At 72.1% G+C, this 26531-nt stretch carries 32 protein-coding genes; 14 read left to right on the forward strand and 18 right to left on the reverse strand.

What is annotated here, in order from left to right:
* Nucleotides 1-100 precede the first annotated feature (100 nt).
* Both ACWG52_RS13520 and ACWG52_RS13525 read left to right on the forward strand, forming a co-directional pair.
* Nucleotides 101-958 carry an alpha/beta fold hydrolase gene (locus ACWG52_RS13520; RefSeq protein WP_453128796.1) on the forward strand — a complete coding sequence of 286 codons (858 nt, stop codon included), beginning with the start codon at nucleotides 101-103 and terminating at the stop codon, nucleotides 956-958.
* A gap of 96 nt (nucleotides 959-1054) precedes the next feature.
* Complete coding sequence (locus ACWG52_RS13525; protein ID WP_167745535.1) at nucleotides 1055-1207, forward strand: hypothetical protein; 153 nt, start codon at nucleotides 1055-1057, stop codon at nucleotides 1205-1207.
* Between the two features lie 93 nt (nucleotides 1208-1300).
* Here the strand turns inward: ACWG52_RS13525 and ACWG52_RS13530 are convergent, their stop codons facing one another.
* From ACWG52_RS13530 to ACWG52_RS13545, 4 genes are all read right to left on the reverse strand, one after another.
* A complete protein-coding gene (locus ACWG52_RS13530) occupies nucleotides 1301-1906 on the reverse strand; it encodes a MarC family protein (protein ID WP_033218553.1) in 606 nt (201 codons plus the stop codon).
* 75 nt (nucleotides 1907-1981) lie between these two features.
* Nucleotides 1982-2845 (reverse strand): PHP domain-containing protein, encoded by an 864-nt coding sequence (locus ACWG52_RS13535; protein ID WP_389806007.1) that lies wholly within the window; start codon nucleotides 2843-2845, stop codon nucleotides 1982-1984.
* A 62-nt stretch (nucleotides 2846-2907) separates the two neighbouring features.
* Nucleotides 2908-3552, reverse strand: coding sequence for a DUF6758 family protein (locus ACWG52_RS13540; protein WP_389806009.1), 645 nt, complete (start codon nucleotides 3550-3552; stop codon nucleotides 2908-2910).
* Nucleotides 3553-3612: 60 nt separating this feature from the next.
* A complete protein-coding gene (locus tag ACWG52_RS13545) occupies nucleotides 3613-4197 on the reverse strand; it encodes a suppressor of fused domain protein (protein WP_030711795.1) in 585 nt (194 codons plus the stop codon).
* Nucleotides 4198-4586: 389 nt separating this feature from the next.
* Here ACWG52_RS13545 and ACWG52_RS13550 point away from each other — a divergent pair, with 389 nt between their 5' ends.
* Both ACWG52_RS13550 and ACWG52_RS13555 read left to right on the forward strand, forming a co-directional pair.
* Nucleotides 4587-5702, forward strand: a complete 1116-nt coding sequence (locus tag ACWG52_RS13550; protein WP_266380319.1) for a magnesium and cobalt transport protein CorA — start codon at nucleotides 4587-4589, stop codon at nucleotides 5700-5702.
* A 58-nt stretch (nucleotides 5703-5760) separates the two neighbouring features.
* Nucleotides 5761-6276 carry a hypothetical protein gene (locus tag ACWG52_RS13555; protein ID WP_161288225.1) on the forward strand — a complete coding sequence of 172 codons (516 nt, stop codon included), beginning with the start codon at nucleotides 5761-5763 and terminating at the stop codon, nucleotides 6274-6276.
* 15 nt (nucleotides 6277-6291) lie between these two features.
* Here the strand turns inward: ACWG52_RS13555 and ACWG52_RS13560 are convergent, their stop codons facing one another.
* Entirely contained in the window at nucleotides 6292-7107 is an 816-nt protein-coding gene (locus ACWG52_RS13560) for a hypothetical protein (protein WP_386237033.1), read from the reverse strand.
* A 163-nt stretch (nucleotides 7108-7270) separates the two neighbouring features.
* On the opposite strand from ACWG52_RS13560, the gene ACWG52_RS13565 reads away from it, so the two are divergent.
* From ACWG52_RS13565 to ACWG52_RS13575, 3 genes are all read left to right on the forward strand, one after another.
* The gene (locus tag ACWG52_RS13565; protein WP_030764689.1) at nucleotides 7271-8542 is read left to right on the forward strand and encodes a magnesium transporter MgtE N-terminal domain-containing protein; all 1272 of its coding nucleotides are present in this window, start codon (nucleotides 7271-7273) and stop codon (nucleotides 8540-8542) included.
* Between the two features lie 106 nt (nucleotides 8543-8648).
* Nucleotides 8649-9224, forward strand: coding sequence for a DUF1003 domain-containing protein (locus tag ACWG52_RS13570; protein ID WP_375944579.1), 576 nt, complete (start codon nucleotides 8649-8651; stop codon nucleotides 9222-9224).
* A gap of 42 nt (nucleotides 9225-9266) precedes the next feature.
* A complete protein-coding gene (locus tag ACWG52_RS13575; RefSeq protein ID WP_051763096.1) occupies nucleotides 9267-10427 on the forward strand; it encodes an Mrp/NBP35 family ATP-binding protein in 1161 nt (386 codons plus the stop codon).
* A gap of 91 nt (nucleotides 10428-10518) precedes the next feature.
* On the opposite strand, the gene ACWG52_RS13580 is transcribed toward ACWG52_RS13575, so the two are convergent.
* The 5 genes from ACWG52_RS13580 to sigE form a co-directional block, all read right to left on the reverse strand.
* Nucleotides 10519-11250 carry a hypothetical protein gene (locus ACWG52_RS13580; RefSeq protein ID WP_389806013.1) on the reverse strand — a complete coding sequence of 244 codons (732 nt, stop codon included), beginning with the start codon at nucleotides 11248-11250 and terminating at the stop codon, nucleotides 10519-10521.
* Nucleotides 11251-11388: 138 nt separating this feature from the next.
* Nucleotides 11389-11835, reverse strand: a complete 447-nt coding sequence (locus ACWG52_RS13585) for a sec-independent translocase (protein ID WP_033218540.1) — start codon at nucleotides 11833-11835, stop codon at nucleotides 11389-11391.
* 118 nt (nucleotides 11836-11953) lie between these two features.
* A complete protein-coding gene (locus ACWG52_RS13590; protein WP_453128803.1) occupies nucleotides 11954-13360 on the reverse strand; it encodes a trypsin-like peptidase domain-containing protein in 1407 nt (468 codons plus the stop codon).
* A 54-nt stretch (nucleotides 13361-13414) separates the two neighbouring features.
* Nucleotides 13415-14098, reverse strand: a complete 684-nt coding sequence (locus tag ACWG52_RS13595) for a zf-HC2 domain-containing protein (RefSeq protein ID WP_389806017.1) — start codon at nucleotides 14096-14098, stop codon at nucleotides 13415-13417.
* Nucleotides 14095-14874, reverse strand: a complete 780-nt coding sequence (sigE, locus tag ACWG52_RS13600; RefSeq protein ID WP_078909176.1) for an RNA polymerase sigma factor SigE — start codon at nucleotides 14872-14874, stop codon at nucleotides 14095-14097. Before sigE ends, ACWG52_RS13595 begins: the two co-directional genes overlap by 4 nt.
* A 178-nt stretch (nucleotides 14875-15052) precedes the next feature.
* Here sigE and ACWG52_RS13605 point away from each other — a divergent pair, with 178 nt between their 5' ends.
* Entirely contained in the window at nucleotides 15053-15715 is a 663-nt protein-coding gene (locus ACWG52_RS13605) for an O-methyltransferase (RefSeq protein ID WP_030385883.1), read from the forward strand.
* A gap of 19 nt (nucleotides 15716-15734) precedes the next feature.
* Here the strand turns inward: ACWG52_RS13605 and ACWG52_RS13610 are convergent, their stop codons facing one another.
* Nucleotides 15735-15974 (reverse strand): hypothetical protein, encoded by a 240-nt coding sequence (locus ACWG52_RS13610; RefSeq protein ID WP_453128805.1) that lies wholly within the window; start codon nucleotides 15972-15974, stop codon nucleotides 15735-15737.
* An 88-nt stretch (nucleotides 15975-16062) separates the two neighbouring features.
* On the reverse strand, nucleotides 16063-16230 hold the full coding sequence (locus ACWG52_RS13615; RefSeq protein WP_003966491.1) for a DUF3117 domain-containing protein: 168 nt from the start codon (nucleotides 16228-16230) through the stop codon (nucleotides 16063-16065).
* 333 nt (nucleotides 16231-16563) lie between these two features.
* On the opposite strand from ACWG52_RS13615, the gene chcB reads away from it, so the two are divergent.
* Nucleotides 16564-17367, forward strand: coding sequence for a 2-cyclohexenylcarbonyl CoA isomerase (gene chcB / locus ACWG52_RS13620; protein ID WP_390137847.1), 804 nt, complete (start codon nucleotides 16564-16566; stop codon nucleotides 17365-17367).
* Nucleotides 17368-17392: 25 nt separating this feature from the next.
* On the opposite strand, the gene ACWG52_RS13625 is transcribed toward chcB, so the two are convergent.
* Both ACWG52_RS13625 and ACWG52_RS13630 read right to left on the reverse strand, forming a co-directional pair.
* Nucleotides 17393-17971, reverse strand: coding sequence for a DNA-3-methyladenine glycosylase I (locus tag ACWG52_RS13625; protein ID WP_161288232.1), 579 nt, complete (start codon nucleotides 17969-17971; stop codon nucleotides 17393-17395).
* Nucleotides 17968-18333 carry a DivIVA domain-containing protein gene (locus ACWG52_RS13630; RefSeq protein WP_453128807.1) on the reverse strand — a complete coding sequence of 122 codons (366 nt, stop codon included), beginning with the start codon at nucleotides 18331-18333 and terminating at the stop codon, nucleotides 17968-17970. Before ACWG52_RS13630 ends, ACWG52_RS13625 begins: the two co-directional genes overlap by 4 nt.
* Before the next feature lie 76 nt (nucleotides 18334-18409).
* On the opposite strand from ACWG52_RS13630, the gene folP reads away from it, so the two are divergent.
* Nucleotides 18410-19270, forward strand: a complete 861-nt coding sequence (gene folP / locus ACWG52_RS13635) for a dihydropteroate synthase (protein WP_033218526.1) — start codon at nucleotides 18410-18412, stop codon at nucleotides 19268-19270.
* Nucleotides 19271-19313: 43 nt separating this feature from the next.
* Here the strand turns inward: folP and ACWG52_RS13640 are convergent, their stop codons facing one another.
* Both ACWG52_RS13640 and dapE read right to left on the reverse strand, forming a co-directional pair.
* Nucleotides 19314-20081: an LOG family protein gene (locus ACWG52_RS13640; protein ID WP_033218524.1), complete on the reverse strand. Its 768-nt coding sequence runs from the start codon at nucleotides 20079-20081 to the stop codon at nucleotides 19314-19316.
* Nucleotides 20082-20145: 64 nt separating this feature from the next.
* On the reverse strand, nucleotides 20146-21225 hold the full coding sequence (dapE, locus tag ACWG52_RS13645; RefSeq protein ID WP_389806024.1) for a succinyl-diaminopimelate desuccinylase: 1080 nt from the start codon (nucleotides 21223-21225) through the stop codon (nucleotides 20146-20148).
* 87 nt (nucleotides 21226-21312) lie between these two features.
* Between dapE and ACWG52_RS13650 the strand changes: the two genes are divergently transcribed.
* On the forward strand, nucleotides 21313-22281 hold the full coding sequence (locus ACWG52_RS13650) for a hypothetical protein (RefSeq protein ID WP_389806026.1): 969 nt from the start codon (nucleotides 21313-21315) through the stop codon (nucleotides 22279-22281).
* Between the two features lie 254 nt (nucleotides 22282-22535).
* Nucleotides 22536-22904, forward strand: coding sequence for an ATP-binding protein (locus ACWG52_RS13655; RefSeq protein ID WP_389806027.1), 369 nt, complete (start codon nucleotides 22536-22538; stop codon nucleotides 22902-22904).
* 70 nt (nucleotides 22905-22974) lie between these two features.
* Here the strand turns inward: ACWG52_RS13655 and dapC are convergent, their stop codons facing one another.
* Both dapC and fdxA read right to left on the reverse strand, forming a co-directional pair.
* Nucleotides 22975-24069: a succinyldiaminopimelate transaminase gene (dapC, locus tag ACWG52_RS13660; RefSeq protein ID WP_389806029.1), complete on the reverse strand. Its 1095-nt coding sequence runs from the start codon at nucleotides 24067-24069 to the stop codon at nucleotides 22975-22977.
* Nucleotides 24070-24178: 109 nt separating this feature from the next.
* Nucleotides 24179-24508 carry a ferredoxin gene (gene fdxA / locus ACWG52_RS13665; protein ID WP_030011906.1) on the reverse strand — a complete coding sequence of 110 codons (330 nt, stop codon included), beginning with the start codon at nucleotides 24506-24508 and terminating at the stop codon, nucleotides 24179-24181.
* A 117-nt stretch (nucleotides 24509-24625) separates the two neighbouring features.
* Between fdxA and ACWG52_RS13670 the strand changes: the two genes are divergently transcribed.
* Complete coding sequence (locus ACWG52_RS13670) at nucleotides 24626-25612, forward strand: GNAT family N-acetyltransferase (RefSeq protein ID WP_389806031.1); 987 nt, start codon at nucleotides 24626-24628, stop codon at nucleotides 25610-25612.
* The gene (locus ACWG52_RS13675; protein ID WP_389806033.1) at nucleotides 25609-26403 is read left to right on the forward strand and encodes a transglutaminase family protein; all 795 of its coding nucleotides are present in this window, start codon (nucleotides 25609-25611) and stop codon (nucleotides 26401-26403) included. Before ACWG52_RS13670 ends, ACWG52_RS13675 begins: the two co-directional genes overlap by 4 nt.
* The last annotated feature ends 128 nt before the right edge of the window (nucleotides 26404-26531 follow it).

Here is a 26531-nt window from a genome sequence, read left to right on the forward strand (position 1 = left end):
GCAGCACCCCGCCGATGGCCCCGATCCCCTTCCGAGGGGGTCGGGGCCATCGGTGCGCCCGGGCCGTGCCAGCGCCCCTACGGGCCGGTAACCTCGGGCCATGAGCAAGCCGCCGCGCCTCACCCTGCCCGCCGCCGCCCGCGCGTACCTCCTCACCACCGAGCGCGGCGGTTTCGCCGTGCACGAGGCCGGTGAGCCCGTACGCGGCACCGCCCTGCTGGTCCCCGGCTTCACGGGCAGCAAGGAGGACTTCATCGGCCTGCTGGAGCCGCTGGCGGCCGCCGGGTACCGGGTCGTCGCCGTGGACGGCCGCGGCCAGCACGAGACCCCGGGCCCGCGCGAGGAGGCCCCGTACGCCCTGGAGGAGCTGGCGCGGGACGTCCTGGCGCAGGTACGCGCGCTGGGCGAGGACCGCGTGCACCTGGTCGGGCACTCGCTCGGCGGGCTGATCTCCCGCGCCGCCGTGCTGCGCGACCCCGCGCCGTTCGCCTCGCTCACCCTGATGAGCAGCGGGCCGGCCGCGATCTCCGAGGACCAGCAGGCCCGGACGAAGCTGCTGGTCGCCGCGCTGGAGGCGATGGGTGACGACATGCCCGGGATCTGGGCGGCGATGCGGGCCCACGATCCCGCGGACGCGGCGGCGGACTCCCCGGAGCTCGCGCACTTCCTGCGCGAGCGGTGGCTGGCCACCGTCCCCGAGCAGCTGATCGTCACCGGTCGGACGTTGATCTGCGAGCCGGACCGGGTGACGGAGCTGAGCCGCGTCGACCTGCCGAAGCTGGTCCTGTCCGGGGCCGTGGACCAGGCCTGGCCGGTGCCGCTGCTGGACGAGACGGCCCGGCGTCTGGGGGCGCGGCGGGTGATCGTGCCGGGGACGGACCACTCCCCGAACGCCGAGGACCCGGTCACGACGGCGCGCGAGCTGGCCGGGTTCTGGGACTCCTGCACCGGCTCATAGTTAGCCAGTCAAAAAATTTCGTTAGCGTAGGGAATGATTGCGGCCTACACTTCGTTGTACCAGTGCAAGAGAGACACTGACGAAGGGAGAAGCCCCATGCGCTTCGAGATTCTGCGCCTGGACGACGTCGACGGGTCCGCCGTGGACAGCACCGTCGTCGACGCGGCCTCCGTCAACCGGATCGTGCAGCAGGCCGCAGCCGTCGGCCAGCGCATCCTGATCCGACCGGCCGAGAGTGCGTCCTGCTGACGCACCGCACGAAGAACGTTCACGCCCCCGCACCGATCCCGGTGCGGGGGCGTTCGCATGAGCGGTCGTGTACGGCGAGGGCGCGGCGGCGCCTCAGGCGGCGCCGACCACCTGGAGCACGCCGTTGATGATCTGCTGGACGGCGATCGCCGAGAGCATCATGCCCGCGAGCCGGGTGACGAGGACGACGCCGCCGTCCTTGATGACCCGGATGATCACCAGCGAGTAGCGCATGGTGATCCACAGCACCACGTGCATGGCCACGATCGCGGCCCAGACCGAGACCTGCCCGGCGGCGCCGTCGGCCTTCTGGACGGCCAGGATCACGGACACGATCGCGCCGGGGCCGGCCAGCAGCGGCATACCGAGCGGGACCAGCGCCACGTTCACGTCCTTGGTCTGCTTCGGCTCGTCGTTCTTGCCGGTGAGCAGGTCCAACGCGATCAGCAGGAGCAGCAGACCACCGGCGATCATCAGCGCCGGGACGGAGACGTGCAGGTAGTCCAGGATCTGCTGGCCGCAGATACCGAAGATCGCGATGACGCCGAAGGCCACGCAGACGGCCTGCCAGGCCATGCGGCGCTGCACCTTGACGGGGCGGCCGGAGGTCAGCGCCAGGAAGATCGGCGTGATCCCCGGCGGGTCCATAATCACAAAAAGGGTGAGAAAAAGGGATCCGAAGACGGCGAAATCAAACACAGTGATGCCTTGCAGAAGAGAGGGGTGTCGCGAAGAAGAAGTGTGGGACGGGTGGAGCGGGCCGGATCCGGCCGATCAGCGCTCGCGTCCGCCGGCGCCCGGCACCGGGAAGGCGCCCGTCGCACGGCGCGTGATCTCGCCGTAGATCTCGGGGTCGGTCGTGAACTCCCCGAGGCGACAGGTCTTGCGGCTGCCGTGGTAGTCGCTGGACCCCGTGGTCAGCAGGCCGAGGTCGGCCGCCAGGCCGCGCATCCGCGCGCGGGTGTCGGCGTCGTGGTCCATGTGGTCCACCTCGATGCCGTCCAGGCCCGCGGACGCCATCTCGGCTATCGCGGACTCGGAGACGCACCGGCCTCGCTTGACGGCGGCGGGGTGCGCGAGGACGGTGACCCCGCCGGCCGCCTTCACCAGGCGCACGGCCTCGAACGGGTCGAGCTCGTGCTTCTCGGCGTACGCGCGGCCGCCGTCGGCGAGCCATTCGGGCGTGAAGGCGTCCGAGACGGTGGGTACGACGCCCAGTTCGACGAGGGCGGTGGCGATGTGCGGCCGCCCGACCGAGCCGTCACCGGCGATCCGGGCGACCTGCTCCCAGGTGACGTCGACGCCGAGGTCCCGGAGCTTGCCGATCATGGCCTGTGCGCGCGGGGTGCGGTCGTCGCGGACGAGTTCCCGCTCCCGGGCCAGCTCGGGCTCCTCGGGGTCGAAGAGGTACGCGAGCATGTGCACGCCGACCCCGTCGAGCCGGCAGGAGAGTTCGGCCCCGGTCACCAACGTCAGCCCGGCGGGCAGCGCCGCGAGGGCCTCGCCGTATCCGCGCACGGTGTCGTGGTCGGTCAACGCGACCACGTCCAGCCCGGCGCCGGCCGCGTTGCGCACCAGCTCGGCGGGGGTGTCCGTACCGTCGGAGGCCGTGGAGTGGGCGTGCAGGTCGATGCGCACAGCCTGGCTCCATGGTTCGAACGTACGGGGGACACCCCAGGATAACCGGGCCGCGGACCCCCTCAGGCAGGGCCCAGGATGCGCGGACTCAGCGCCCCGCACGGAACGAGCTCGACCTCGGCCCCCGCGTCACGCAGGTCGGTGAGGACGAGCTCGTCGTACATCAGCAGGCCGGACTGCTCCGGCCAGACGATCGCCCAGAGCCACAGGCCGCGCGCCTCTCCGGCGAAGACGGCCCGGTCCTCGGGGCCGCCCTTGACATGCCACAGCGGTGTCGGCCGGCCGGCGGCGACCACCTTGGCATGGGGCGGCGCCGATACGTCGATGGACGAGCCGGGGTCGACTCCGTCGATCCCCGCGTACCGCGCGCCGAGGCCCACGCCCAGCTCCTCCGCGATCAGCAGCAGCTCGCCGATCCCGCCCAGCGGGCCGGGGCCCGAACAGGCCACCGCCGTCGCCCGGCCACCGCTGCGGTCGTCACCCGCGGACGCGACCCCCGTGAACAGCCACCCCACCGGCAGCGGCCAGGGCATCCACACCGGTACCCGCGCCCGGTGCACCACCACGCTCAGGCCTTCGACGCTCGGCGGGATGACGGGTTGCAGGGGGTGGACAGCGCCGTGCACCGCGCACTGCCAGGAGTCGGAGAAGAGTCCGGGCGCCCTGACCCGGCCACCGCACTTCGGGCAACTTGGTTCACCCCTCATAAGAAGCCACGCTCCTCCCCGCCCGGCCCCCCGTCAAGGCACGCTCACCCGTCCGGGCCCTCAGTCCAGCGCGACGGCGCTACGCAAAGGGTCCCGCAGGTCCGTTCCGCGCGCGAGCCAGCGTTCCTGGAGCGCGGCCGCTCCGTGCACGCGCTTCCACGCGGCCTCGTTCGCCGTCATCGGCAACAAGGGGAGGAAGTGGACCGGATCCATGGGCTCGTCGAGCTCCAGGTCCTCGACCAGACCGCCCGGTTCCGCCACGAGGACGGAGCTGAAGGGCGCCCCGTCCCAGAGCGGTTCACCCACGTCCAGCGAGGCCCCGGGGGCCACGATCAATCCCTCGACCTGCGGGGAGGCGGCCAGCACCGCGAGCGGGCGCAGGAGTTTGTCGGTGGCCGCCAGTCCCGCCCGTACGGTCAGCACGAGCTCGGCGCGCGGGCCCCGTACGGGGTCGGCGACCACGGCGGTCGGATCGGTCATCGGGTGCGCGGACATCCCGAGGGTCGCGTACCGCACGAGGTCGCCCTCGGCGAAACGGAGTACCTCGATGCGGTCGGTGCCCAGGAAGGTGACGGCGGCGCGTGCGTCGGGTTCACCGAACGCCGTGCGCAGTCGGGCCTCCACGAGGGCCAGAATTTCTGCCATGAAGCGAGCATAGAACTCGTATCAGGCGGGTAAAGGGCGGGTCTTGACCATCCGTCGGCTGATAGTGTTGACAGCTGTTCGGGGCCGCACGCAGAAGCGGTGTTTCAGCGCCCCGGCAACAGGACGTCCCTCACGGGGGACCGGCCGGAGGAGGTGGGGCTGCGGTGGACCGAAGTCGATCGTGCAGTACCAATCGCTCTTCCACTTCTGTGACGGGCGTTTCCCGCCCCCTTTGATCTGCTCGATCCCCTGATCCGCCGATCAGTAGAAGAGCGACGGCAGAACGTTGTCCTCCCGTCCTGTTCCCTCCCCCTGCCTGGGCCTGCCCGCCCGCGGTGGAGGGTCTCCCACCCGTACGGTCCGCAGCCGTGCGCGAGAAGGAGCCTGCCATGTCGATGCTGCCCTACCTGCGTGCGGCCGTACGTCCGTCCCTGCGCAGGGCCACCCCCGTCCAGCCCGGCTACGACACCACCCGCGACCCGTCCGCGAGCAGCGCGGTGGTCGACTGCGCCGTGTACCGCGGCGGGCGGCGGGTGCTGGGTCCGACGTGTCTGACGCCCCGTGAGGCGATCCGCCGGGTCCGCGAGGACGGCGGGTTCGCCTGGATCGGCCTGCACGAGCCGACGGAGGCCGAGTTCGCGGGGATCGCCGCGACCTTCGGACTGCACCCGCTGGCCGTGGAGGACGCGGTGCACGCGCACCAGCGGCCGAAGCTGGAGCGCTACGACGACACCCTCTTCACCGTCTTCAAGACCATCCACTACGTCGACCACGCCGAACTGACCGCCACCAGCGAGGTGGTGGAGACCGGCGAGGTGATGTGCTTCACCGGCCCCGACTTCGTCATCACCGTCCGGCACGGCGGACAGGGCTCCCTCAAGGGGCTGCGCCACCGCCTCCAGGACGACCCGGAGCTGCTCGCCAAGGGCCCCTCGGCGGTCCTGCACTCCATCGCCGACCACGTCGTCGACGGCTACATCGCGGTCGCGGCGGCGGTGCAGGACGACATCGACGAGGTGGAGAGCGAGGTCTTCGCCGCCCCGACCAAGGGCAGTGCGCGCGGCGGCGACGCGGGCCGTATCTACCAGCTCAAGCGCGAGGTGCTGGAGTTCAAGCGGGCCGTCTCACCGCTGCTGCGTCCGATGGAGCTGCTGAGCGAGCGGCCGATGCGGCTGGTGGACCCGGACATCCAGAAGTACTTCCGTGACGTCGCCGACCACCTGGCGCGGGTGCACGAGCAGGTGGTGGGCTTCGACGAGCTGCTGAACTCGATCCTCCAGGCCAACCTCGCGCAGGCGACGGTCGCCCAGAACGAGGACATGCGCAAGATCACCTCCTGGGCGGCCATCATCGCCGTGCCGACGATGATCTGCGGCGTGTACGGGATGAACTTCGACCACATGCCGGAGCTCCACTGGCGCTACGGCTATCCGATGGTGATGGTGGCGATCGCCGCCTCCTGCTTCACCATCCACCGCGCGCTGCGCCGGCACGGATGGCTGTGACGACGACGCGTCCTGGACACCTGCCCGGCCGCGGGGAGTGACCCCCTACCCTGTCGGCATGACTCTCAGCACGCTCGACCTGGCCCTCGTCGAGGAGGCCACGAAGAAGTCCGGCCTGATCTGGGTGCGCGGCGACGGGGCCGACCGCGCCCTGTGGCACGCCTGGGTGGACGGCGCGGCCCATGTGCTGGGCGACGGGCCCGGCGAGCAGCCGTTCCCGGGGCTGGCGGACGGCGCGAGCGCCGAGGTGACCGTGCGGAGCAAGGACAAGGGCGGCCGGCTGGTGGCCTGGACGGCGACGGTACGGGAACTCCCGCCGCGGGGCGAGGAGTGGGCGGCGGCGGTGGCCGAGCTCAAGGGCAAGCGGCTGAACGCGCCCGACTCGGAGCAGATGACCGAGCGGTGGGCGCGGGAGTGCCGGCTGCTGCGGCTGGAGCCGGAGTCGGTCCGGGCGCAGCTCCCGGACGGCTCACTGGTCGCCGTCCCGCTGCCGTCCCCGGCGACGACGCGCCGGGCCGTCCCGGCGGGCCTGCCCAAGCTGCTGCTGAAGCGCAAGAAGGCCGCCCGGGGCTAGGGCCTGTCTTTCTGATCAGGGTTTGGTGGGGTTCGCGCCCTGGCCGGTGCCCTTGGAGGGGGTCGGGGCGGGGGAACCGCTCTGGTCCTTGGTCGTCGGCAGCTGGGAGCCGTAGTCGACCGTCTGGTCCTGCGCGGGCGCCTCCAGCGGGAACGTCTTGCCCCACTCGGCGAGTTCCACCCGGCCGGCGCCGCCCGCCCGCTCCATCATCAGCGGGTACGGGGTGCCCTCCAACGACACCGAGAGCTTGCCGCCCTTGCCCGCGTCCGCCGTGACCTGGACCGCGCGGGTGTGCCCGACCTTGGTGTAGGAGCCCTTGGCGAGCTTGCCCTCCAGTCCGAGCAGCCCGTCCAGCAGCACGTCCATGTCGGTGAAGCCGCGGAACTGCTTGTACGAGGGGTCGCCCTCGGGCACCTTCACGAACTTGTCGCCGAGCTTGCCGGCCGAGTCGGACTGGCCCCAGAACGCCGCGCTCGCCTTCAGGTACAGCTGCTCCCCCACGCGCAGCAGCTGGAAGGTGTCGTCGTTGGACTTCACCTCGCCGGAGCCGCCGTCCGACTTCAGCCGCATGTCGAGGGTGAAGGATTTGCCGCCGCTCACCAGCGTGCCGGACAGGTGCACCGAGTCGGCCTCGGTCGCGGCCGCCTTCGCCTTCGCCTCGATCTTGTCGGCGGAGAGCTTGCCGACACCGTTGGTGCCCTCGTCGGGGTCCTCTCCGCAGCCCGTACCGGTGACGGCGAGGCCCGCGCACAGCACACCGATGAACGCGGCCCGGCGCAGCCGCGCGGCAGGGAAGTAGGCGGTCACGGGCGGGTGCCTCTCGTCGGACATCTGCGAGCAGCAGGCAGCGTACCCGCCCGTACATCGCGGCCATCGACCGCGCCCCGGTGTTCGCGGGCCCCCGGGCGGACGGCCCCACCAGGACGCTTTCCCCGGGCACGGGCTAGCCTGAGGGGCGGCACGACTCTTGATCGACGCACTAGGAGGCGCTCGGATGGCTGCAGGCGCCCCGCGGATCTTCGTCTCGCATCTGTCGGGTGTGCCCGTCTTCGATCCCAACGGCGACCAGGTCGGCCGGGTCCGCGACCTCGTCGCGATGCTCCGGGTCGGCGGCCGCCCGCCGCGACTGCTGGGTCTGGTGGTCGAGGTCGTCAGCCGGCGGCGGATCTTCCTGCCCATGACCCGGGTCACCGGGGTGGAGTCCGGGCAGGTCATCACCACCGGTGTGATCAACATGCGGCGGTTCGAGCAGCGCCCGACCGAGCGCCTGGTCCTGGGTGAGCTGCTGGACCGGCGGGTGACGCTGGTCGCGAGCGGCGAGGAGGTCACCGTCCTGGACGTGGCCATCCAGCAGCTGCCGGCCCGCCGGGACTGGGAGATCGACCGGATCTTCGTACGGAAGGGCAAGTCGGGGGCACTGCGCCGGCGCGGCGAGGCCCTGACGGTGGAGTGGTCCGCGGTGACGGGCTTCTCGCTGGAGGAGCACGGGCAGGGCGCCGAGAACCTGGTCGCCACCTTCGAGCAGATGCGCCCGGCCGACGTGGCGAACGTCCTGCACCACCTGACGCCGAAGCGGCGCGCGGAGGTGGCCAACGCCCTCGACGACGACCGGCTCGCGGACGTGCTGGAGGAGCTGCCCGAGGACGAGCAGGTGGAGATCCTCGGCAAGCTGAAGGAGGAGCGCGCCGCCGACGTCCTGGAGGCGATGGACCCGGACGACGCGGCCGACCTGCTCTCCGAGCTGCCGGAGGACGACAAGGAACGGCTGCTGACGCTGATGCAGCCGGACGACGCGGCCGACGTGCGTCGTCTGCTGTCCTACGAGGAGAACACCGCCGGTGGTCTGATGACCACCGAGCCGATCGTGCTGCGGCCCGACGCGACGGTCGCCGACGCGCTGGCCCGCGTACGGCAGGCGGACCTGTCGCCGGCGCTGGCGGCCCAGGTGTACGTGTGCCGGCCGCCGGACGAGACGCCGACGGGCAAGTACCTGGGCACGGTGCACTTCCAGCGGCTGCTGCGCGACCCGCCGTTCACGCTCGTCAGCTCGATCGTGGACACGGACCTGCCGCCGCTGCGGCCGAACGCCTCGCTGCCCGCGGTCACCACGCACCTCGCCGCCTACAACATGGTGGCGGTGCCGGTCGTCGACGAGAGCGGCTCGCTGCTGGGCGCGGTGACCGTGGACGACGTGCTGGACCACCTGCTGCCGGACGACTGGCGGGAGACGGACTTCCATTCCGAGGAGGCCGTCGGTGGCCGCTGAACGAGGACGCTTCGACCGGGGGCGGGCCGAGCAGGCGCGCGAGCGGCGCCGCGAGCAGATCCGGGAGCGGCGCGAGCAGGCACGGACGCAGGCCCGCGAGCACGGTCTGGCGGCGGAGGCGGCGGAGCGTTCCGGCGAGCGCGCGGGGAGGTCCTCGGGCGCCGGGTCGAGCGCGCTGACGCGCTCGCGGGTGCGCCTGGACCTGCCGCGGGCGCCGCGACGGTCGCTGCTGCCCGAGTACGACCCGGAGGCCTTCGGACGGCTCTCGGAGCGGGTGGCGCGCTTCCTGGGCACCGGCCGGTTCATCGTCTGGATGACCCTGGTCATCATCGTCTGGGTGCTGTGGAACATCTTCGCGCCGGACGAGCTGAGGTTCGACCCGTACCCGTTCATCTTCCTGACGCTGATGCTGTCGCTCCAGGCCTCCTACGCGGCTCCGCTGATCCTGCTCGCGCAGAACCGGCAGGACGACCGCGACCGGGTCACCCACGAGCAGGACCGCAAGCAGAACGAGCGATCCATCGCCGACACCGAGTACCTGACCCGGGAGATCGCCGCCCTGCGGATGGGTCTGGGAGAGGTCGCCACCCGCGACTGGATCAGGTCCGAGTTCCAGGACCTGATCAAGGAGATGGACGAGCGCCGTCTATTCCCCGCCGAACGTGACGAAGGCGACCGCTGACGGGCTTTCCTGCGGCCCGCTACCGAGCCGTACCATCGGGGCATGGCTACCGACACAAGCTCCGCCGCCGTGCCTGAGCAGGACGCGATCCTGGACGCGCTGGCGACGGTGAACGACCCCGAGATCCACCGGCCGATCACCGAGCTCGGCATGGTCAAATCGGTGGAGATCGGCGCGGGCGGCGAGGTCGCCGTCACGGTCTACCTCACGGTGTCGGGCTGTCCCATGCGCGAGACCATCACCAAGAACGTCACCGAGGCCGTCGAGAAGGTCGCGGGCGTCACCTCCGTCGCCGTCACCCTCGACGTGATGAGCGACGAGCAGCGCAAGGACCTGGCGGCCACGCTGCGCGGCGGTACCGCCGAGCGCGAGGTGCCCTTCGCCAAGCCGGGCTCGCTGACCCGGGTGTACGCGGTCGCGTCCGGCAAGGGCGGCGTCGGCAAGTCCTCCGTGACGGTGAACCTGGCCGCGGCGATGGCGGCGGACGGCCTGAAGGTCGGCGTGGTCGACGCGGACATCTACGGCCACAGCGTGCCGCGCATGCTGGGCGTGGACGGGCGTCCCACCCAGGTCGAGAACATGATCATGCCGCCGTCGGCGCACGGCGTGAAGGTCATCTCCATCGGCATGTTCACCCCGGGCAACGCCCCGGTGGTGTGGCGCGGTCCCATGCTGCACCGCGCCCTCCAGCAGTTCCTGGCGGACGTGTTCTGGGGCGACCTGGACGTGCTGCTGCTGGACCTGCCGCCGGGTACGGGTGACATCGCGATCTCCGTGGCCCAGCTGGTGCCGAACGCGGAGATCCTCGTCGTCACCACCCCGCAGCAGGCCGCGGCCGAGGTCGCGGAGCGGGCCGGCTCCATCGCCGTGCAGACCCACCAGAAGATCGTCGGTGTGGTCGAGAACATGTCGGGTCTGCCCTGCCCGCACTGCGACGAGATGGTGGACGTCTTCGGCTCGGGCGGTGGCCAGAAGGTCGCCGACGGCCTGACCAAGACCGTCGGCGCGACCGTGCCGGTGCTGGGCTCGATCCCGATCGACGTACGGCTGCGGGAGGGCGGCGACGAGGGCAAGCCCGTCGTGCTCTCCGACCCGGACTCCCCGGCCGGTGCGGCCCTGCGCGCGATCGCGGGCAAGCTGGGCGGCCGTGCGCGAGGCCTGTCGGGCATGTCCCTGGGCATCACCCCGCGCAACAAGTTCTGATCGTCCGTACCACGGGGAAGGGCGCCGCTCGTCGAGCGGCGCCCTTGCGCGTACCGGCCCCCGATACCCGTGGGCCGTCGTCCGTCGTCCGCTACTGGTACGTGCCGAGGTCCGCGATCGCGGAGAAACCGAGCCCGTACGCGCTCATGCCGCGGCCGTACGCGCCCAGGTGGACACCGCTCCCGGTGGAGCCGGCCAGGACCCATCCGAACTCCGACTCGCGGTAGTGGAACGGGGTCGGCTCGCCGTCCACCGGCAGCGACAGCGTGGACCAGTCCTCGCCGTCCAGGTCGTCCGCCAGCTCCCACGCGGCCTCGGTCTGCTGGTCCAGCCAGTCGTCGCGCAGCGAGTGGTCCATCTGGCCGGGCCAGCTGTACGCCAGCAGTCCGGAGCCGGCAAGCCAGGCCGCCGAGGCGACCGAGGTGGCCTCCAGGACGCCGGTGCCGTCGCCACTGCGGCGCAGCGGGTTGCTCGCCACGGTGATGACCACCGCGAACCGTTCTTTCTCCCCGGTGGCGATCTCACCCCGGGCGGAGGGCTCGTCTCCGTGGCCGGTGGAGCCGTGCTCCACGGTGCCGTCGGCGGCGACCGCCACCTGCATGAGCCGGCGGGAGCCCGTGAAGGCCCCGTCCAGCCCGTACCAGGGGAAGTCGGCGGCCAGGAACCCCTCGGCCGTCCGGCGGGCCGCCGGCACGGGCGCGGCGGCCTCCTGTGGTTCCGTATGGCTGTCGGGGCCGGTATCCGGCTCCTGGGCGGGTGCTGCGCCGGGGGCGGGGGCCTCCGCGGTCTGCGCCCCTACCCGGCTGCTGCTCGTCGTCTCCATCTGGGCGGCCTCTCGTTCCGTGGGGTCCGGAACGGCCCTCCCCCTCGCTGTGCTGGGGGGACCCCCTCCCTCGGGCGCCTGCGATCCGGACAGATGGAGGATAGCCATCGGACCGCGGATCGCCGGGCAGGCCGCGCCTCAGGTGGCGTCGGCGTCGAAGCGCGAGCGCTCCTCCGGGGCGGGAGCGGCGGGCTTCTTCAGCAGGTCCGGGCCGGTCACGGCGGGCGTGGCGGCGGCGGCCGGCGAGGTCGGGGCGGCGCCGGCCTCCGAGCTCTTCACGGCGTCGGAGACGTCGTTCAGCTCCTTGCGGAGATCGAAGCTGGTGCGGATCTCCTTGAGGTCCTCGTTCTCGGTGAGCTGCTTGCGGATGAAGGTCTTCGGGTTCAGGTCCTCGAACTCGAAATCCTTGAACTCCGGGCCGAGTTCGGAGCGGATGTCGTGCTTCGCGCTGTCCGAGAACGCCCGGACCTTGCGGATGAAGCCCGTGACGTCCTGAATGACCTTGGGCAGCTTGTCCGGTCCGAAGACGAGGATGCCGAGCACCACGATCGTGACAAGTTCGAGTGCGCCTATGTCGTTGAACACCTTGCCGCTCCTCGGCTCTCTATCACTTCGGGCCCTGACACACGGTACCCGGCGTTGTCCACGGGCCCATACCTCCGTACCGGCTGCACGGCGGTTTCACCCTGTGGTCATCCGCCGCTCATGATCCGTTGGCCGATCCGAGGACCACTCTCAGTGTGCTTTCGCGACCCTGGCGGAGCACGGTGAGGGTCAGCGGGTCGCCCGGACGGTGGGCCCGGATCTTGATGATCAGCTCGTCGCCGCCGCGGACCCGTTGGCCGTCCACCTTGGTGATCACGTCCCCGGCCCGGATCCCGGCGACCGCGCCCGGTCCGCCGGCGACCACGGACGGCTTGCCGTCCTCGCCCTTGTCCCCGACCCGGGCCCCGTCGCCCGTGTAGTCCATGTCCAAGGTGACGCCGATGACCGGGTGCGTGGCCCGGCCGGTGCGGATCAGCTCCTCGGCGACGCGCTTGCCCTGGTTGACGGGGATGGCGAAGCCGAGCCCGATGGAGCCGCCCTGTCGGGTGGAGTCGTCCTTGTCGGCCCCGCGGATCGCGCTGTTGATGCCGACCACGTGGGCCTTCGCGTCGAGGAGCGGGCCGCCGGAGTTCCCCGGGTTGATGGGGGCGTCGGTCTGCAGGGCGTCGACGTAGCTGATGTCGCTGCCGTCGCCCTTGTCGCCGCCCGCGGTGACGGGCCGGCCGGTGGCGCTGATGATCCCGGCGGTGACGGTGTTCGACAGGTCGAAGGGCGCGCCGATGGCCACCACCGGGTCGCCGACCTTCACGTTCTCGGAGTTGCCCAGGCTCAGCGGCCGGAGCCCGCGCACCCCCTCGACCTTGACCACGGCCAGGTCGTAGCCGGAGTCGCGGCCGACCAGCGTGGCGGTGACGCTCTCGCCGGTGCTGAAGGTGACCGTTATCTGCTGGGAGTCGGCGACGACATGGCTGTTGGTCAGGATGTGCCCCTGCTGGTCGAGTACGAAGCCGGTCCCCGTACCGCTGCCCTTCGCGCCCCGCACGTGCAGGGTCACCACGCCGGGCAGTGCGGTGGCCGCGATCCCGGCCACGCTGTCCGGGGCCCGGCCCCGGTCGACGGCGGCGGCCTGGGGCAGCTCCAGCCGGGTGTTGCTCTGCCGCTCGGCGAGGACACCGAGGTAGCCGCCGATGCCGCCGGCGAGCAGGGCCGTACCGAGGCTGAGGGCCACCACCTGCCACAGCCGGATCCCGCGCGGTGTCCGGCCCCGGTCCACGACCTGCAGCGGCTCGGTGCCCCAGGGGTCGTACCGCACGGCGGGGACCACGGCCGGTGCGTCGGACGCCGGCTCCGAGAGGTCCGGGGCCTTGTCCGGGGTCGGGGCCGCGTCCTCGGCCGGGGTCGGGGCCGCGTCCTCGGCCGGGGTCGGGGCCGCGTCCTGTACGTGGTCCTCGCCCCCGGTTTCGGGCCGCGGTGCGGGAACACCTTCGCGGCGGCCGCCTTCGGCCGTGCCCTCGGGCCGGCTCCACCACTGTGGAGCCGGGTCGGTCTGCTGCCTGTCGGCCATGGGCGCTCCCCGCGTACCTATGCGCATGTGCCGAAGATTCAACCAGGTCCCGCGTCAGCGCAGCAGGGAGACCGGACGCGCCGGCGGCTGCGGGGTGGGCTGGAGCGGAGGCAGCGGGGTCGCCATGACCGACAGGAGGGTCGGGACGGCCTCCGGGGTGGGCAGGCGGTCGCGGGCCCCTTGATCGGCCGCGGGCAGGGCAGGCCCGGGCCGTGAGGCCGGGGCCGGGGAATCACCCCGCAGGTTCGGGTCCACCTCCAACGGCAGGGCGCCACCGAGCGCGAGCGCGGCCAGCGAGACGGCCCCGGCGGCGACGAAGGCGAACCGGCGGCGGGGACGGCCCACCTCGTGGATGCGGAAGCCGTCCTGCGGCCGTGGCCGGGCGGCGACCGGCAACCCGTAGGTGAACGCGTCGAAGGGATCGGCCCCCGGGCCGCCCGTGGGGTCGGCGGGACGGCCGGGTCCACCGGGACCCGTCGGCACCGACGGGTCGTCGAGGCCGGCGCCCGGCAGACCCTGCAACCGTGCCAGCAGCCCCGCGGACAGCGGCGGCGGCGCGCTCTCCACGAACATGGTCTTCAGACGGCGCTGCGCGTCGGCCTCGGCCTTGCATCTGGCACAGGTCGCCAGATGGGCCAGGACCCGATCGCGCGCGTCGTGTTTCAGCTCCCCGTCCACGAGGGCGGCAAGCCGGTCTCCCAGGTGTTGTTCGGCAGGTGACGGACTGACCTCGCTCACTCGGCTCCGCCCTCTCCCCCGGCGCCGGGGGCGCCCATCGCCACTCCCGCCAACGCGCGCTGCTCGGCGCGGGCCTGCGGGGACCGGTGCTTGAGCGCCTTGCGCAGGTGCGAACGGCCTCGGTGGATACGACTGCGGACGGTGCCGAGCTTCACGCCGAGGGTGGCGGCGATCTCCTCGTACGACAGGCCCTCGATGTCGCACAGCACCACGGCCGCGCGGAACTCGGGGGCGAGGGTGTCCAGCGCCTGCTGCACATCCGCGTCGAAGTGGGTGTCGTGCAAAACCTGCTGGGGGGACGGCTCACGGCTCGGCAGCCGGTCGGCGGCGTCGTCGCCGAGCGCGTCGAAGCGGATCCGCTGCTTACGGCGGACCATGTCCAGGAACAGGTTCGTGGTGATGCGGTGCAGCCAGCCCTCGAAGGTCCCGGGCGTGTACGTGGACAGCGAGCGGAAGACGCGGACGAAGACTTCCTGCGTCAGGTCCTCGGCGTCGTGCTGGTTGCCCGTCAGACGGTAGGCAAGGCGGTAGACGCGCGCGCTGTGCGTGCTGACGATCTCCTCCCATGAAGGAGGTGTCCACGCCTGGGAGCCCGCATCGGCGGCAAAGCTCGCGGTGGTTGCGGTGTCTGCGGTGTGGAAGCGGTCAGCAATGTCGGTCACGGATTTCGGCTCACCGGCCGACCAGAAGAGGCGTCTGAACACGCCCCCACGATCCACAGGCGCAGCCGCACCTCCCCTATCGGCTCTGGTGGTGTCCAGCGGAGTCCCTACCATAGCCACCCCCTCTGTCAGCTCCGGATAAGCGTTTTTGCAGTATCTTTACGCGAGACTTAGGCCCAGGAGCGGTCCCGGCCGTCGATCTGCCCGGCGGCGTCCCTTCTGATCCCGCTTCCACCCTGCACAACGCCCGGTCCCATCTGCGGGTTCCCGACGTCAACGGATACAGTCACCGTTGCGCCAACTATGGGGACAGGAGAGGGTCATTACCGGCAACCGGCAGACGAGCTGGGCGTTCGCCGACGCGTTTGTCGCCGAGGACGACGCTCTGCGATGGGCCCGCGACCGGTCCAGGGAAGCGGGCCTGAGGTCCGTCTCCCCCGGTACCGGGGCCGCGCTGCGCCTGCTGGCCGCCACCGCGGACGCGAAAGCGGTCGCCGAGATCGGCACCGGAACCGGCGTCTCCGGCATCCATCTGCTGCACGGAATGCGCCCCGACGGGGTCCTGACCACTGTGGATCCCGAAGCGGACCGGCAGGCCTTCGCCCGCCAGGCCTTCCGCGCCGCCGGCTTCGCGGGCAACCGCGCCCGCTTCATCCCCGGCCGCGCCCTCGACGTACTCCCGCGACTCGCCGACGGCGGATACGACCTCGTCTTCTGCGACGGGGACCCCTCCGAGTCCCTCGACTACCTCGCCGAATCGTTGCGGCTGCTGCGCCCCGGCGGACTGGTGTGCTTCGAGGGGGTGTTCTCCGACGGCCGTACGGTCGACTCCGCGGCCCAGCCGGTGGAGGTGCTGCGCGTGCGCGAGCTGCTGCGCAGCGTCCGCGAGAGCCCCGCGCTGGAGGCCGCGCTGCTCCCGGTGGGTGACGGTCTGCTCTGCGCGGTGCGCCGCTGAACCTCGTAGAGGCCGCGGATCAGGTCAGGAGCGCGTAGGTGAGGGCCGCCGTGCCACCCGGCGCGACCCCGGCGACGACGGAGGCCGGGCTCAGGGACATCGGGACGACACGCCGGCGCCGTACCCGGATGTGCCGGTCGGGCGGCGCGCCCCGGCGGACCCCCAGGGCGATGATCCCGATCGGGACCACGCCGCAGGACAGGGCGGCGAGCAGGCCCCGGCCGAGGCCGTTCCACGAGGTCCGGGGAGGACGACACAACACTGCCCCGGCCGCGGATCGCGGTCGGGGCAGTGCAGAGAATGCGGAAAACGCAGAAGGTGGAAGTGCTGTCGGTGTCCCCGTGGGGTCAGCCGACGACCTTCTTCAGGGCGTCACCCAGGGCGTCCGCCTCATCAGGGGTCAGCTCGACGACAAGCCGACCGCCGCCCTCGAGCGGTACGCGCATGACGATGCCCCGCCCCTCCTTGGTGACCTCGAGCGGGCCGTCGCCCGTCCGCGGCTTCATGGCCGCCATGCTCGTTCCCCTTCCTGAAACCAGCTCATCGTCAGCCGACGGCCCCGTTCAGGCGCCTAATACCCGGCATCGAACACATTGCTTCCCAGCCATTATCCCGCATGTCAGGACCCGATGACCAACATCACCCGGGAACGCTTGGGCAACGCGCTCGGCCAAAACCACTCATTTCGGGGATCCGCCTGCGATACTTCGCCGCCGCACCAGGGAAGCGGCATCGGCTTTCTTTGACGCACATCACATGTGCCCGCCCCGTCCGGTCCGCCATGCTGACCTTTGTACCGGACAGTACCGACCGGTAGCCAAGCCCGCGACGAAGGGGGACCCCCTGCCATGGCCGACAGCGTGCTCTACGAAGTGACCGACGGACTCGCCACCATCACGATCAACCGCCCGGACGCGATGAACGCGATGAACACCGAGGCCAAGGTCGCCCTGCGCGACGCGGTCCAGGCGGCGGCCGCCGACACCGCCGTACGGGCCGTGCTGCTCACCGCGGCCGGGAACCGGGCCTTCTGCGTGGGCCAGGACCTCAAGGAGCACATCGGGAACCTCGCCTCGGACCGCGAGACCGGCACCTCGCTGACCATGACGACGGTGGCCGACCACTACAACCCCATCGTGCGGGCGCTCACCGAGATGCCCAAGCCCGTGGTGGCCGGGGTGAACGGCGTCGCGGCCGGGGCGGGCTTCGGCTTCGCGCTTGCGGCGGACTTCCGGGTCGTCGCCGACACCGCCTCCTTCAACACCTCGTTCGCCGGGGTGGCGCTGACCGCCGACTCCGGGGTCTCGTGGACCCTCCCCCGTCTGATCGGCGCCTCCCGCGCCTCGGACCTGCTGCTGTTCCCGCGTTCGATCAAGGCCCAGGAGGCGTACGAGCTCGGCATCGTCAACCGCCTCGTGCCCGCGGACTCCCTGCACGCGGAGGCGGAGGCCGTGGCCCGCACCCTGGCCGCCGGCCCGACGGTCGCGTACGCCGCGCTGAAGGAGTCCCTGGCCTACGGGGCCTCCCACACGCTCTCCGAGGCCCTGACCCACGAGGACACCCTCCAGACCCGTGCGGGGGCCTCCGAGGACCACTCCATCGCCGTCCAGGCCTTCCTCGCGAAGCAGCCCCCGAAGTACCTGGGTCGCTGACCGGGATCCCGCGATCCGGCCCGGCTCAGGCCGGGTCGCGGGAGACGCAGTCGGCCAGGTGGTCGTTGACCAGCCCGCAGGCCTGCATCAGGGCGTAGGCCGTCGTGGGGCCGACGAAGCGGATGCCGGCCTTCTTCAGGGCCTTGGCGAGGGCCGTGGACTGCGGCGTGACCGCCGGCACCTCGGTGACCGTCAGCGGGGCAGGCCCCGGCTCCTCGGGGGCGTGGGACCAGATCAGGGTGTCCAGCTCGCCCGGCTCCCACCCGGCGAGGACCTTCGCGTTGGCCAGGGTCGCCTCGATCTTGGCCCGGTTGCGGATGATCCCCTCGTCGGCCAGGAGCCGCTGCGCGTCCCGGTCGTCGAACTCCGCGACCGCCGCGATCGAGAAGTCGGAGAAGGCCTTACGGAACCCCTCGCGGCGGCGCAGGATCGTGATCCAGGACAGCCCCGACTGGAACGCCTCCAGGCACAGCCGCTCGTAGAGGGCGTCGTCCCCGTGCACCGCACGGCCCCACTCGGTGTCGTGGTAGGCGACGTAGTCCGGGGTGGACAGCCCCCACGGGCAGCGCAGCAGCCCGTCCGCGCCCGCCACCGAGCCGCTCACCGCTCACCGCCCTTGCTGAGGTCGACGTGACCGGGGGCGTCCGAGGGGGCGGCGTCCGAGGGCGCGGCGGGCGCCGCCGCGGCCGTCAGCTGCGCGATCCGGGCGTCGCGCTCGGCCAGTTCGGCCGCGAGCCGCTCCAGCACGTCGTCCACCTCGGCCATCCGGTACCCGCGCGGGGCGACCGGCAGGCGCAGCGCGTCGATGTCGGCCCGTACGACGGGCCGGGTCTCCGGCAGCCCGTCCGCGACACGGTCCGGCTCCGCTTCCGGCAGGACGGCCTCCGAGCCGCCGCCGATCACCGCCAGGGTGACCGCTGCCACGACCACGACCAGCGCGATCATCAAGAAGAAGAACACGATCAACTCCCCTGAGAGACTCCGGCCACCAGGTTAAGGTCGCTGGCGAGGCGCAGGGGCCGCCGAAGGAGGAAAGAGCAGGATGCTGCGACTGGGCAGGCGCGAGTTCGACACCCACGAGCCGGTGATCATGGCCATCGTGAACCGGACGCCGGACTCCTTCTACGACCAGGGCGCGACGTTCCGCGACGAGCCGGCGCTGGACCGGGTCGAGCACGCGATCGCCGAGGGCGCCGCGATCATCGACATCGGCGGGGTCAAGGCGGGCCCGGGCGAGCACGTGGACGCGGCCGAGGAGGCACGGCGCACGGTCGACTTCGTGGCCGAGGTCCGGCGCCGCCACCCGGATGTGGTGATCAGCGTGGACACCTGGCGGCACGAGGTCGGCGAGGCGGTGTGCGAGGCCGGGGCCGACGTCCTCAACGACGCCTGGGGCGGGGTGGACCCCAAGCTGGCGGAGGTCGCCGCGCGGTACGGGGCGGGCCTGGTCTGCACCCACGCGGGCGGCGTGGAACCGCGGACCCGGCCGCACCGGATCGCGTACGACGACATCATGGAGGACGTCCTGCGCGTCACGCTCGGCCTCGCCGAACGCGCCGCGGCGCTCGGCGTCCGCCGGGACGCGATCATGATCGACCCCGGGCACGACTTCGGGAAGAACACCCGACACTCGCTGGAGGCGACGCGCCGACTGGGCGAGATGACGGCGACGGGCTGGCCGGTGCTGGTTTCCCTGTCCAACAAGGACTTCGTCGGCGAGACCCTCGACAAGCCGGTCAAGGAACGCCTGTTGGGCACCCTGGCCACGACGGCCGTCTCGGCCTGGCTGGGCGCGCAGGTCTACCGCGTCCACGAGGTCGCGGAGACCCGGCAGATCCTGGACATGGTGCGTTCGATCCAGGGCCACCGCCCCCCGGCGGTCGCCCGCCGCGGCCTGGCCTGAGGGCCTCGCCGGGCCCGGGGCGCTGCGCCCCGGGCCCGGACGGTCACTTGCCGACTTCCTTCGTCACCAGCGCGATCGCCTCGTCCACGTCGTCGGTGACGTGGAACAGGTAGAGGTCCTTCTCCGAGGCCTTGCCCTGGGCGATCACGGTGTTCCGCAGCCAGTCGACCAGGCCGCTCCAGTACTCCGTGCCGAAGAGCACGATCGGGAAGCGGGTGATCTTCTGGGTCTGGACCAGGGTCAGCGCCTCGAACAGCTCGTCCAGCGTGCCCAGGCCGCCCGGCAGGACGACGAAGCCCTGGCTGTACTTCACGAACATCGTCTTGCGGACGAAGAAGTACCGGAAGTTCAGGCCGAGATCGACGTGCTGGTTGAGCCCCTGTTCGAAGGGGAGCTCGATGCCGAGGCCGACCGAGACGCCGTTCGCCTCGCGGGCGCCCTTGTTGGCCGCCTCCATGGCCCCCGGACCGCCACCGGTGATCACCGCGAAGCCGGCGTCGACCAGCGCGCCGCCGATCCGCACGCCCGCTTCGTACTCGGGCGAGCCCTCCGGCGTACGGGCCGACCCGAACACGCTGATCGCGGGCGGCAGCTCGGCCAGCGTGCCGAAGCCCTCGATGAACTCCGACTGGATGCGCAGGACCCGCCAGGGATCGGTGTGCACCCACTCGGAGGGCCCCGCCGAATCCAGCAGGCGCTGGTCCGTCGTGCTGCCCGCCTGCACCTGGCTCCGCCTCCTCAGCACCGGCCCGAGCTGCTGCTCCTCGGGCCGACGACGAGCGGAACCCTCGGGACTGCCGTGGTTGCCCATGCTGTGCTCCCTCCTGCTGATCGTTGGATCAGGGTAGGCGCACAAAGGTGACGAGAAGCGGAATTCAGGAGGTCAGCCAGGCGCGGAGTCGCTCCTCGCAGTGCAGGATCGCCTTCGTCCCGACGCGTTCGTCGACCTTGTGCGCCAGCAGGGCGTCGCCCGGGCCGTAGTTGACCGCCGGGACCCCGAGGGCGCTGAAGCGGGAGACGTCCGTCCAGCCGAACTTGGGCATGGCGCGGCCGCCGACCGCCTCCATGAAGGCCTGGGCGGCCGGGTGGGAGAGACCGGGGAGGGCGCCGGGCGAGGAGTCGTCGACGACGAACTCGGCGATGTCGCAGTCCGCGAACACCTCCCGTACGTGGGCCAGCGCGTCGGCCTCGGTGCGGTCCGGGGCGTAGCGGAAGTTGACGGTCACGGTGCACGCGTCGGGGATGACGTTGTTGGCGACGCCGCCCTCGACGCGGACCGCGTTGAGGCCCTCGTGGTACTCCAGGCCGTCGATGACCGGCTTGCGGGGCTCGTAGGCCGCGAGGCGGGCGAGGATCGGGCCCGCCGCGTGGATGGCGTTGGAGCCCATCCAGCTGCGCGCGGAGTGGGCGCGTTCGCCGGTGGTGCGGAGCAGGACGCGCAGGGTGCCCTGGCAGCCGCCCTCGACCTCGGCGTTCGAGGGTTCCAGCAGGACCGCGAAGTCGCCCGTCAGCCAGTCGGGGTGGGCCTCGGCCACCTTGCCGAGGCCGTTGAGGTCGGCGGCGACCTCCTCCTGGTCGTAGAAGACGAAGGTGAGGTCCCGGTTCGGCTCGGGCACGGTCGCGGCGATGCGCAGCTGCACGGCGACACCGGACTTCATGTCGGTGGTGCCGCAGCCCCACAGCACGTCGTTCTCGTCGAGACGGGAGGGGACGTTGTCGGCGATCGGCACGGTGTCGAGGTGGCCGGCGAGGACGACGCGCTCGGCGCGGCCCAGGTGGGTACGGGCGACGACGTTGTTGCCGAAGCGTTCCACGGTGAGGTGCGCGAGGCCGCGCAACGCGTGTTCCACGAGGTCGGCGAGTACCTTCTCGTCGCCGCTCACGGACGGAATGTCGACGAGCCGGGCGGTCAGCTCGGCGGCGTCCAGGGTGAGGTCCAGCTCGGATTCGGACATGGAGCTGACCCTAATGCCCCGAGCTGCGCCGAAGCCTCCTCCGTCCGGCCGGTGGACGCGTCATATGCCTCAAGTACGGTGGGCCGCGTGTCCGAGACCCGTGATCCCCGTCCTCGTCGCCGCCGGCTGCTCCGGGCGGTCGTCGGCCTGCTCGTTCTCCTCGCGGTGATCGGGTACTTCGCCGTGCAGCGCGATTCGAACGGTGGCGGCGGTGCCCCGTTCTGCGTGGCCGGCGCGGATCCGATCGGGGAGGACGAAACGTCCGCGACGTACGAGATGTCCCCGGAGCAGGCGGCGAACGCGGCGACGATAGCCGCCGTCGGCGTGGCCAAGGGCCTGCCGGACCGGGCGGTGACCATCGCGCTCGCGACCGCCATGCAGGAGTCCGCGCTGCGCAATCTCGACCACGGTGACCGTGACTCCCTGGGGCTCTTCCAGCAGCGGCCGTCGATGGGCTGGGGCACGCCGGCGCAGATCACGGACCCGGTGTACTCGGCCGGGATCTTCTACGACCACCTCGTCGACGTACCCGGCTACTCGCGGCTGCCGCTGACGGTGGCCGCGCAGAAGGTGCAGCGCAGCGGGTTCCCGCAGGCGTACGCGAAGCACGAGCCCGACGCGACCGTGCTGACGGCCGCGTTCGCCGGCGGCGGCACGCTCAACTGCGGCGGTCCCGCGCCCGCCGGGCCGGGCGACCCGGAGCGGGTCAAGGCGGATCTGATCCGGATCTTCGGCGAGAACGGGACGCACACCATGTCGCCGCAGGGGGGCCAGGCCGGCCGGAACACCGGCGGCGGGCAGGTCGCCCCGGAGCCCGAGGTGACGTTGGTGGAGAAGAAGAACGGTGGCGAGGAGGCGATCCGCCGCAGCCGGGCGATGGCCCACTGGGCGGTGGCCCACTCGAAGGCGATGGGCATCTCCCGGGTGTCCTACGGCCGGCACGGCTGGGTCGCGGGCACGAACCGGGGCCGGTGGCAGGACAAGGGCGGCGCGGGGGGCAAGGACGCCGCGCACTACGCGGGGCCGGGCGAGGTACGGATCTTCATGGCCCGCTGATCGCCGGCGGGCCGGGGCACGCGCCGGGGGCGCCCGGGCTGACGTACGAGTGATCACTCCTGCGGGGGGATCCGTGTAGCGGGCCACGGATCCCGGAATCGCACGGAAGCCCTGGTCGGCGACCGTCCGATGCGCTTTTCGCGGAAGCCGATTAAACGATGCGTTACCGATCCTTTACCCACCGGCACCGCAACTCCACCCGCCCCGGGAGCGGTTAGTCATGGCGTACTCAGCCGCTACCGCTTAGGAGCAACATGTCTCTCCCCCTGACCCGTCGGATCGCCCGTGCCGCGCTGCTCCTCGCAGCCGGGGCAGCGCCCGTGGTCGGTGCGGCCGGTGCGGCCAGCGCCGCCGGTCTGGAGTCCGTGCCGCAGCTGGGCGGGCTCAACGCCCCCGACACCGCGACCACGGCGGCCGCGGCCACGGACGTCGTCGGCACCGCCGGCAGCGCCACCAAGGACCTGCCGGCGCCCGCCGCCGACGTGGCCGGTACCGCGCAGGGCCTGCTCGGCGGGCTCCCCACCACGCAGGAACTGCCGGTGTCCTCGCTGCCGACGTCCTCGCTGCCCACCTCCGGTGTCCTGCCGGGCGGGCTGCCCGGTGGCCTGCCGCTGGGCGGCTGACGCCGTAGGAACCACCGAGGGGGCCGGGAGTTCGCACTCCCGGCCCCCTCGGTCATGTCCGGCGCACCCGTCAGCCGAGGCGCTTGACCGCCGCCTCGACCCGCTCGTCGGTGGCGGTGAAGGCGACGCGCACGAACCGCGCGCCCGCCTCGCCGTAGAAGTCGCCGGGCGCGACCAGGATGCCCAGGCCCGCGAGGTGGGCGACGGTGTCCCAGCAGGGCTCGTCACGGGTCACCCACAGGTACAGGCTCGCCTCGCTGTGCTCGACCCGGAAGCCGTGCCCCTCCAGGGCGGTGCGCAGCGCCGCGCGGCGGGCCGCGTAGCGCTCGCGCTGCTCCTCGACGTGGGTGTCGTCGCCGAGGGCCGCAACCGTGGCCGCCTGCACCGGGGCGGGGGTCATCATGCCGCCGTGCTTGCGGATCTCCAGCAGCTCGCCGAGCACGTCCGCGTCACCGGCGACGAAGGCCGCCCGGTAGCCCGCCAGGTTGGAGCGCTTGGAGAGCGAGTGGACGGCGACGATGCCCTCGTAGGAGCCGCCGCAGACGTCGTCGTGGAGGACGGAGACGGGCTCGGCCTCCCAGCCCAGCTCCAGGTAGCACTCGTCGCTGAAGAGCAGGATCCCGTGCTCGCGCGCCCAGGCCACGATCCGGACGAGTTCGTCCTTGGCGAGGACCTTGCCGGTGGGGTTGGACGGGGAGTTGAGCCACAGGAGCTTCACGCCGGCCGGGTCGAGCTCGGTCGGGTCGTCGTACACGACGGCCTCGGCGCCGCACAGGCGCGCGCCGACCTCGTAGGTGGGGTAGGCGAGCCGGGGGTAGGCGACCTTGTCCCCGGCGCCCAGACCCAGCTGGGTCGGCAGCCAGGCCACCAGCTCCTTGGAGCCGACGACCGGCAGGACGTTGCGGTGTTCGGCGGTGCTCGCGCCGAGGCGGCCGCGCACCCAGCCGGTGATCGCGTCGCGCAGGGCCACGGTGCCCCACACGGTCGGGTAGCCCGGGGAGTCGGCGGCCTCGATCAGCGCGCGCCGGATCAGCTCCGGGACCGGGTCCACGGGCGTGCCGACGGACAGGTCGACGATGCCGTCCGCGTGGGCCGCCGCCGTCTTCTTGTACGGCTCCAGCTTGTCCCAGGGGAAGGCGGGAAGACGGTCGGATACTGCGGCCACGATGGTCTCTGCTCTCTCTGAGTACTGGCTGGTAGCGGGTCCGTAAACACCTCGGTCCCGTGCGGCGACGAGGCCGTACGGGACCGGGGGGCGCGTCTGCCTGGAAAGGTCAGTGCTCGCCGTTGATGCCGGCGGGCAGCGCCGCGACGAAGGGGTGGTCGCGCTCGATCAGGCCCAGCTTGGAAGCACCACCGGGCGAACCGAGCTCGTCGAAGAACTCGACGTTCGCCTTGTAGTAGTCCTTCCACTCCTCCGGGGTGTCGTCCTCGTAGAAGATGGCCTCGACCGGGCAGACCGGCTCACACGCGCCACAGTCGACGCATTCGTCCGGGTGGATGTACAAGGACCGCTGGCCCTCGTAGATGCAGTCGACGGGGCACTCTTCGATGCATGCCTTGTCCTTGACGTCGACACAAGGCTCCGCGATGACGTAGGTCACGCTCTCGTTCCTCCTCGGTAGGGCTTTCCATATCGCGCGGGAGCGCGGCGTCGTCGATGCCCGCACCTAGTATCTCCGTTCCCGGGCACGATCCGAACAGGAGGGGCGGACAGAGCTGTGGAAATCACTGCCGGTGGACTGCTGGAGGTCCGTATCACCCCGGCTGACGTGGGTAAACGAGTCTCTGTACGACGGGTGGAGGCCGTGGTGAGCGGATCACCCGAGTTCACGGACACGGTCGGGGTTCTCACATCCTGGGACCAGGGTGTGCTGCTGATCACAAAGAAGGACGGGCAATCCGTCCGCATCTCGGAATCCTCGCTGGTCGCGGGCAAGATCGTGCCCGCGGCGCCGGCCCGGCGGCGGGGTCCCGCGGCCTCCTTCGAGGAGCTCTCGCGGGTCGCCGCGCGGGCCTGGCAGCCGCTGGAGAGCGAGCCCCTGGGTGACTGGACGCTGCGGGCGGCCGCCGGATTCACCCGGCGGGCCAATTCCGTGCTGCCGCTCGGCGACCCCGGTATACCGCTGGACGATGCACTCGCGCGAGTGACCTCCTGGTACGCGGAGCGGTCGCTGCCGGCCTACGTACAGGTCGCGACGGGGGCCGCCGGCACCCAGGAGATGCTCGGCGCGGAGCTGGAACGGCGCGGCTGGGTGAACGAGGTGTCGGCGGAGGTACGGATCGGGGCGCTGGCCCCGGTGGGCGACGTGGACGCGCCCGCGGCCGAGGCCGTACGCCTGACCCGGGTCCCGGACGAGGAGTGGCTCGGGCGCTACGGGAAGGTGAGCGACCCGGACCTGGCCCGGCGGATGCTCGTGGAAGGGCCGTCGGTGTGGTTCGCGGCGCTGCCCGGGGGACGGGCGATCGGGCGCTGCGTGGTCGACGGGCGGTGGGCCGGCTTCGCGGCGGTGACGGTGGATCCCGCGCACCGGCGGGAGGGCCTGGCGACGGCGGTGATGGCCGCGCTGGCCCGGCGGGCGCTGGAGGAGGGCGCGTCGGCGGCGTGGCTGCAGGTCGAGACGGACAATCCCGGCGCGCTGGCCCTGTACGACGGGCTGGGCTTCGCCCGCCACCACACGTACCACCACTACCGGGCGGCCTCGTGAGTACGGCGGCCTGGCGGGAGCAGTTCGCGGCCGAGGCCCGGGCGGAGCGGCCCGACCTGGCGCTGCTGTGCCTGCTGCTGGCCACCGAGGGGGATCCGGCGCTGGACGAACGCGCCATGGACGCGGCCCAGATCGAGCTGGACCGGCTGGCCGGGATGCTGCCGTACGGGCTGCGCGGCGGGCGGGCGTGGGCGAACGCGGTGACGGAACTGCTGGGTGGGCGCCTCGGGTTCCACGGCACCCCCGCGGACTACGACCGGCTGTCGTCCTCGCTGCTGCACGAGGTACTGAGGCGGCGGCGCGGGCTGCCGATCCTGCTGTCGGTGGTGTGGCTGGAGGTCGCCCGGCGGGCCGGGGCGCCGGTGTACGGGCTGGGGCTGCCGGGGCACTTCGTCGTGGGCTTCGGGGACCCGGAGGAGGGCGTGGTGGTGGACCCGTTCGCGGGCGGCGCGTCCCTCGGCACCGGGCCGGCGGAGCTGGCCTCGGGACCGCGCGAGCCGGCCCGGACGCCGGAGATCGTGCAGCGGATCCTGGCCAACATCCGGGCCTGGGCCTCGACCCGCCCGGAGCAGTCGGGGGTGGCCCTGTGGGCGGTGGAGCTGTCGCTGCTGCTGCCGTCGCATCCGGCGGCGCTGCGGTACGAGCGGGCGCGGCTGCTGGTGGAGCGGGGCTCCTTCCAGGAAGGGGCGGCGGAGCTGGACGCGTACGCCGGGGTGGTGTCCGCGGTGGACGCCGACGCGGCGGCCCGCATCCGAGCGGAAGCCCTCTCGGCCCGAGCCCTCCTGAACTGACCGCCCCCGCCCCGGCCTCCCGGCCGAACGACCTCGCCGCGCGCGGGGACGACCTCGCCGAGCGCCGTGGTGGAGGGCCGCCGACCGGCGGAGATACGGGCTCGGCGCCGGTTTCCGCTCCGATGTTC

It is taken from the genome of Streptomyces sp. CLCI03 (assembly GCF_053615355.1).

Bases quoted from the DNA above. Each gene is read 5' to 3' on its own strand.
- chcB (WP_390137847.1), top strand. From the start codon at position 16,564: ATGGCCGACAGCGTGCTCTACGAAGTGACCGACGGACTCGCCACCATC.
- ACWG52_RS13520 (WP_453128796.1), top strand. From the start codon at position 101: ATGAGCAAGCCGCCGCGCCTCACCCTGCCCGCCGCCGCCCGCGCGTAC.
- sigE (WP_078909176.1), bottom strand. From the start codon at position 14,874: ATGGTAGGGACTCCGCTGGACACCACCAGAGCCGATAGGGGAGGTGCG.
- ACWG52_RS13545 (WP_030711795.1), bottom strand. From the start codon at position 4,197: ATGGCAGAAATTCTGGCCCTCGTGGAGGCCCGACTGCGCACGGCGTTC.
- ACWG52_RS13555 (WP_161288225.1), top strand. From the start codon at position 5,761: ATGACTCTCAGCACGCTCGACCTGGCCCTCGTCGAGGAGGCCACGAAG.
- folP (WP_033218526.1), top strand. From the start codon at position 18,410: ATGCTGCGACTGGGCAGGCGCGAGTTCGACACCCACGAGCCGGTGATC.
- ACWG52_RS13565 (WP_030764689.1), top strand. From the start codon at position 7,271: ATGGCTGCAGGCGCCCCGCGGATCTTCGTCTCGCATCTGTCGGGTGTG.
- ACWG52_RS13640 (WP_033218524.1), bottom strand. From the start codon at position 20,081: ATGGGCAACCACGGCAGTCCCGAGGGTTCCGCTCGTCGTCGGCCCGAG.
- ACWG52_RS13575 (WP_051763096.1), top strand. From the start codon at position 9,267: ATGGCTACCGACACAAGCTCCGCCGCCGTGCCTGAGCAGGACGCGATC.
- ACWG52_RS13525 (WP_167745535.1), top strand. From the start codon at position 1,055: ATGCGCTTCGAGATTCTGCGCCTGGACGACGTCGACGGGTCCGCCGTG.
- ACWG52_RS13655 (WP_389806027.1), top strand. From the start codon at position 22,536: ATGTCTCTCCCCCTGACCCGTCGGATCGCCCGTGCCGCGCTGCTCCTC.
- ACWG52_RS13540 (WP_389806009.1), bottom strand. From the start codon at position 3,552: ATGAGGGGTGAACCAAGTTGCCCGAAGTGCGGTGGCCGGGTCAGGGCG.
- ACWG52_RS13560 (WP_386237033.1), bottom strand. From the start codon at position 7,107: ATGTCCGACGAGAGGCACCCGCCCGTGACCGCCTACTTCCCTGCCGCG.
- ACWG52_RS13615 (WP_003966491.1), bottom strand. From the start codon at position 16,230: ATGGCGGCCATGAAGCCGCGGACGGGCGACGGCCCGCTCGAGGTCACC.
- ACWG52_RS13590 (WP_453128803.1), bottom strand. From the start codon at position 13,360: ATGGCCGACAGGCAGCAGACCGACCCGGCTCCACAGTGGTGGAGCCGG.
- ACWG52_RS13550 (WP_266380319.1), top strand. From the start codon at position 4,587: ATGTCGATGCTGCCCTACCTGCGTGCGGCCGTACGTCCGTCCCTGCGC.
- ACWG52_RS13580 (WP_389806013.1), bottom strand. From the start codon at position 11,250: ATGGAGACGACGAGCAGCAGCCGGGTAGGGGCGCAGACCGCGGAGGCC.
- dapE (WP_389806024.1), bottom strand. From the start codon at position 21,225: ATGTCCGAATCCGAGCTGGACCTCACCCTGGACGCCGCCGAGCTGACC.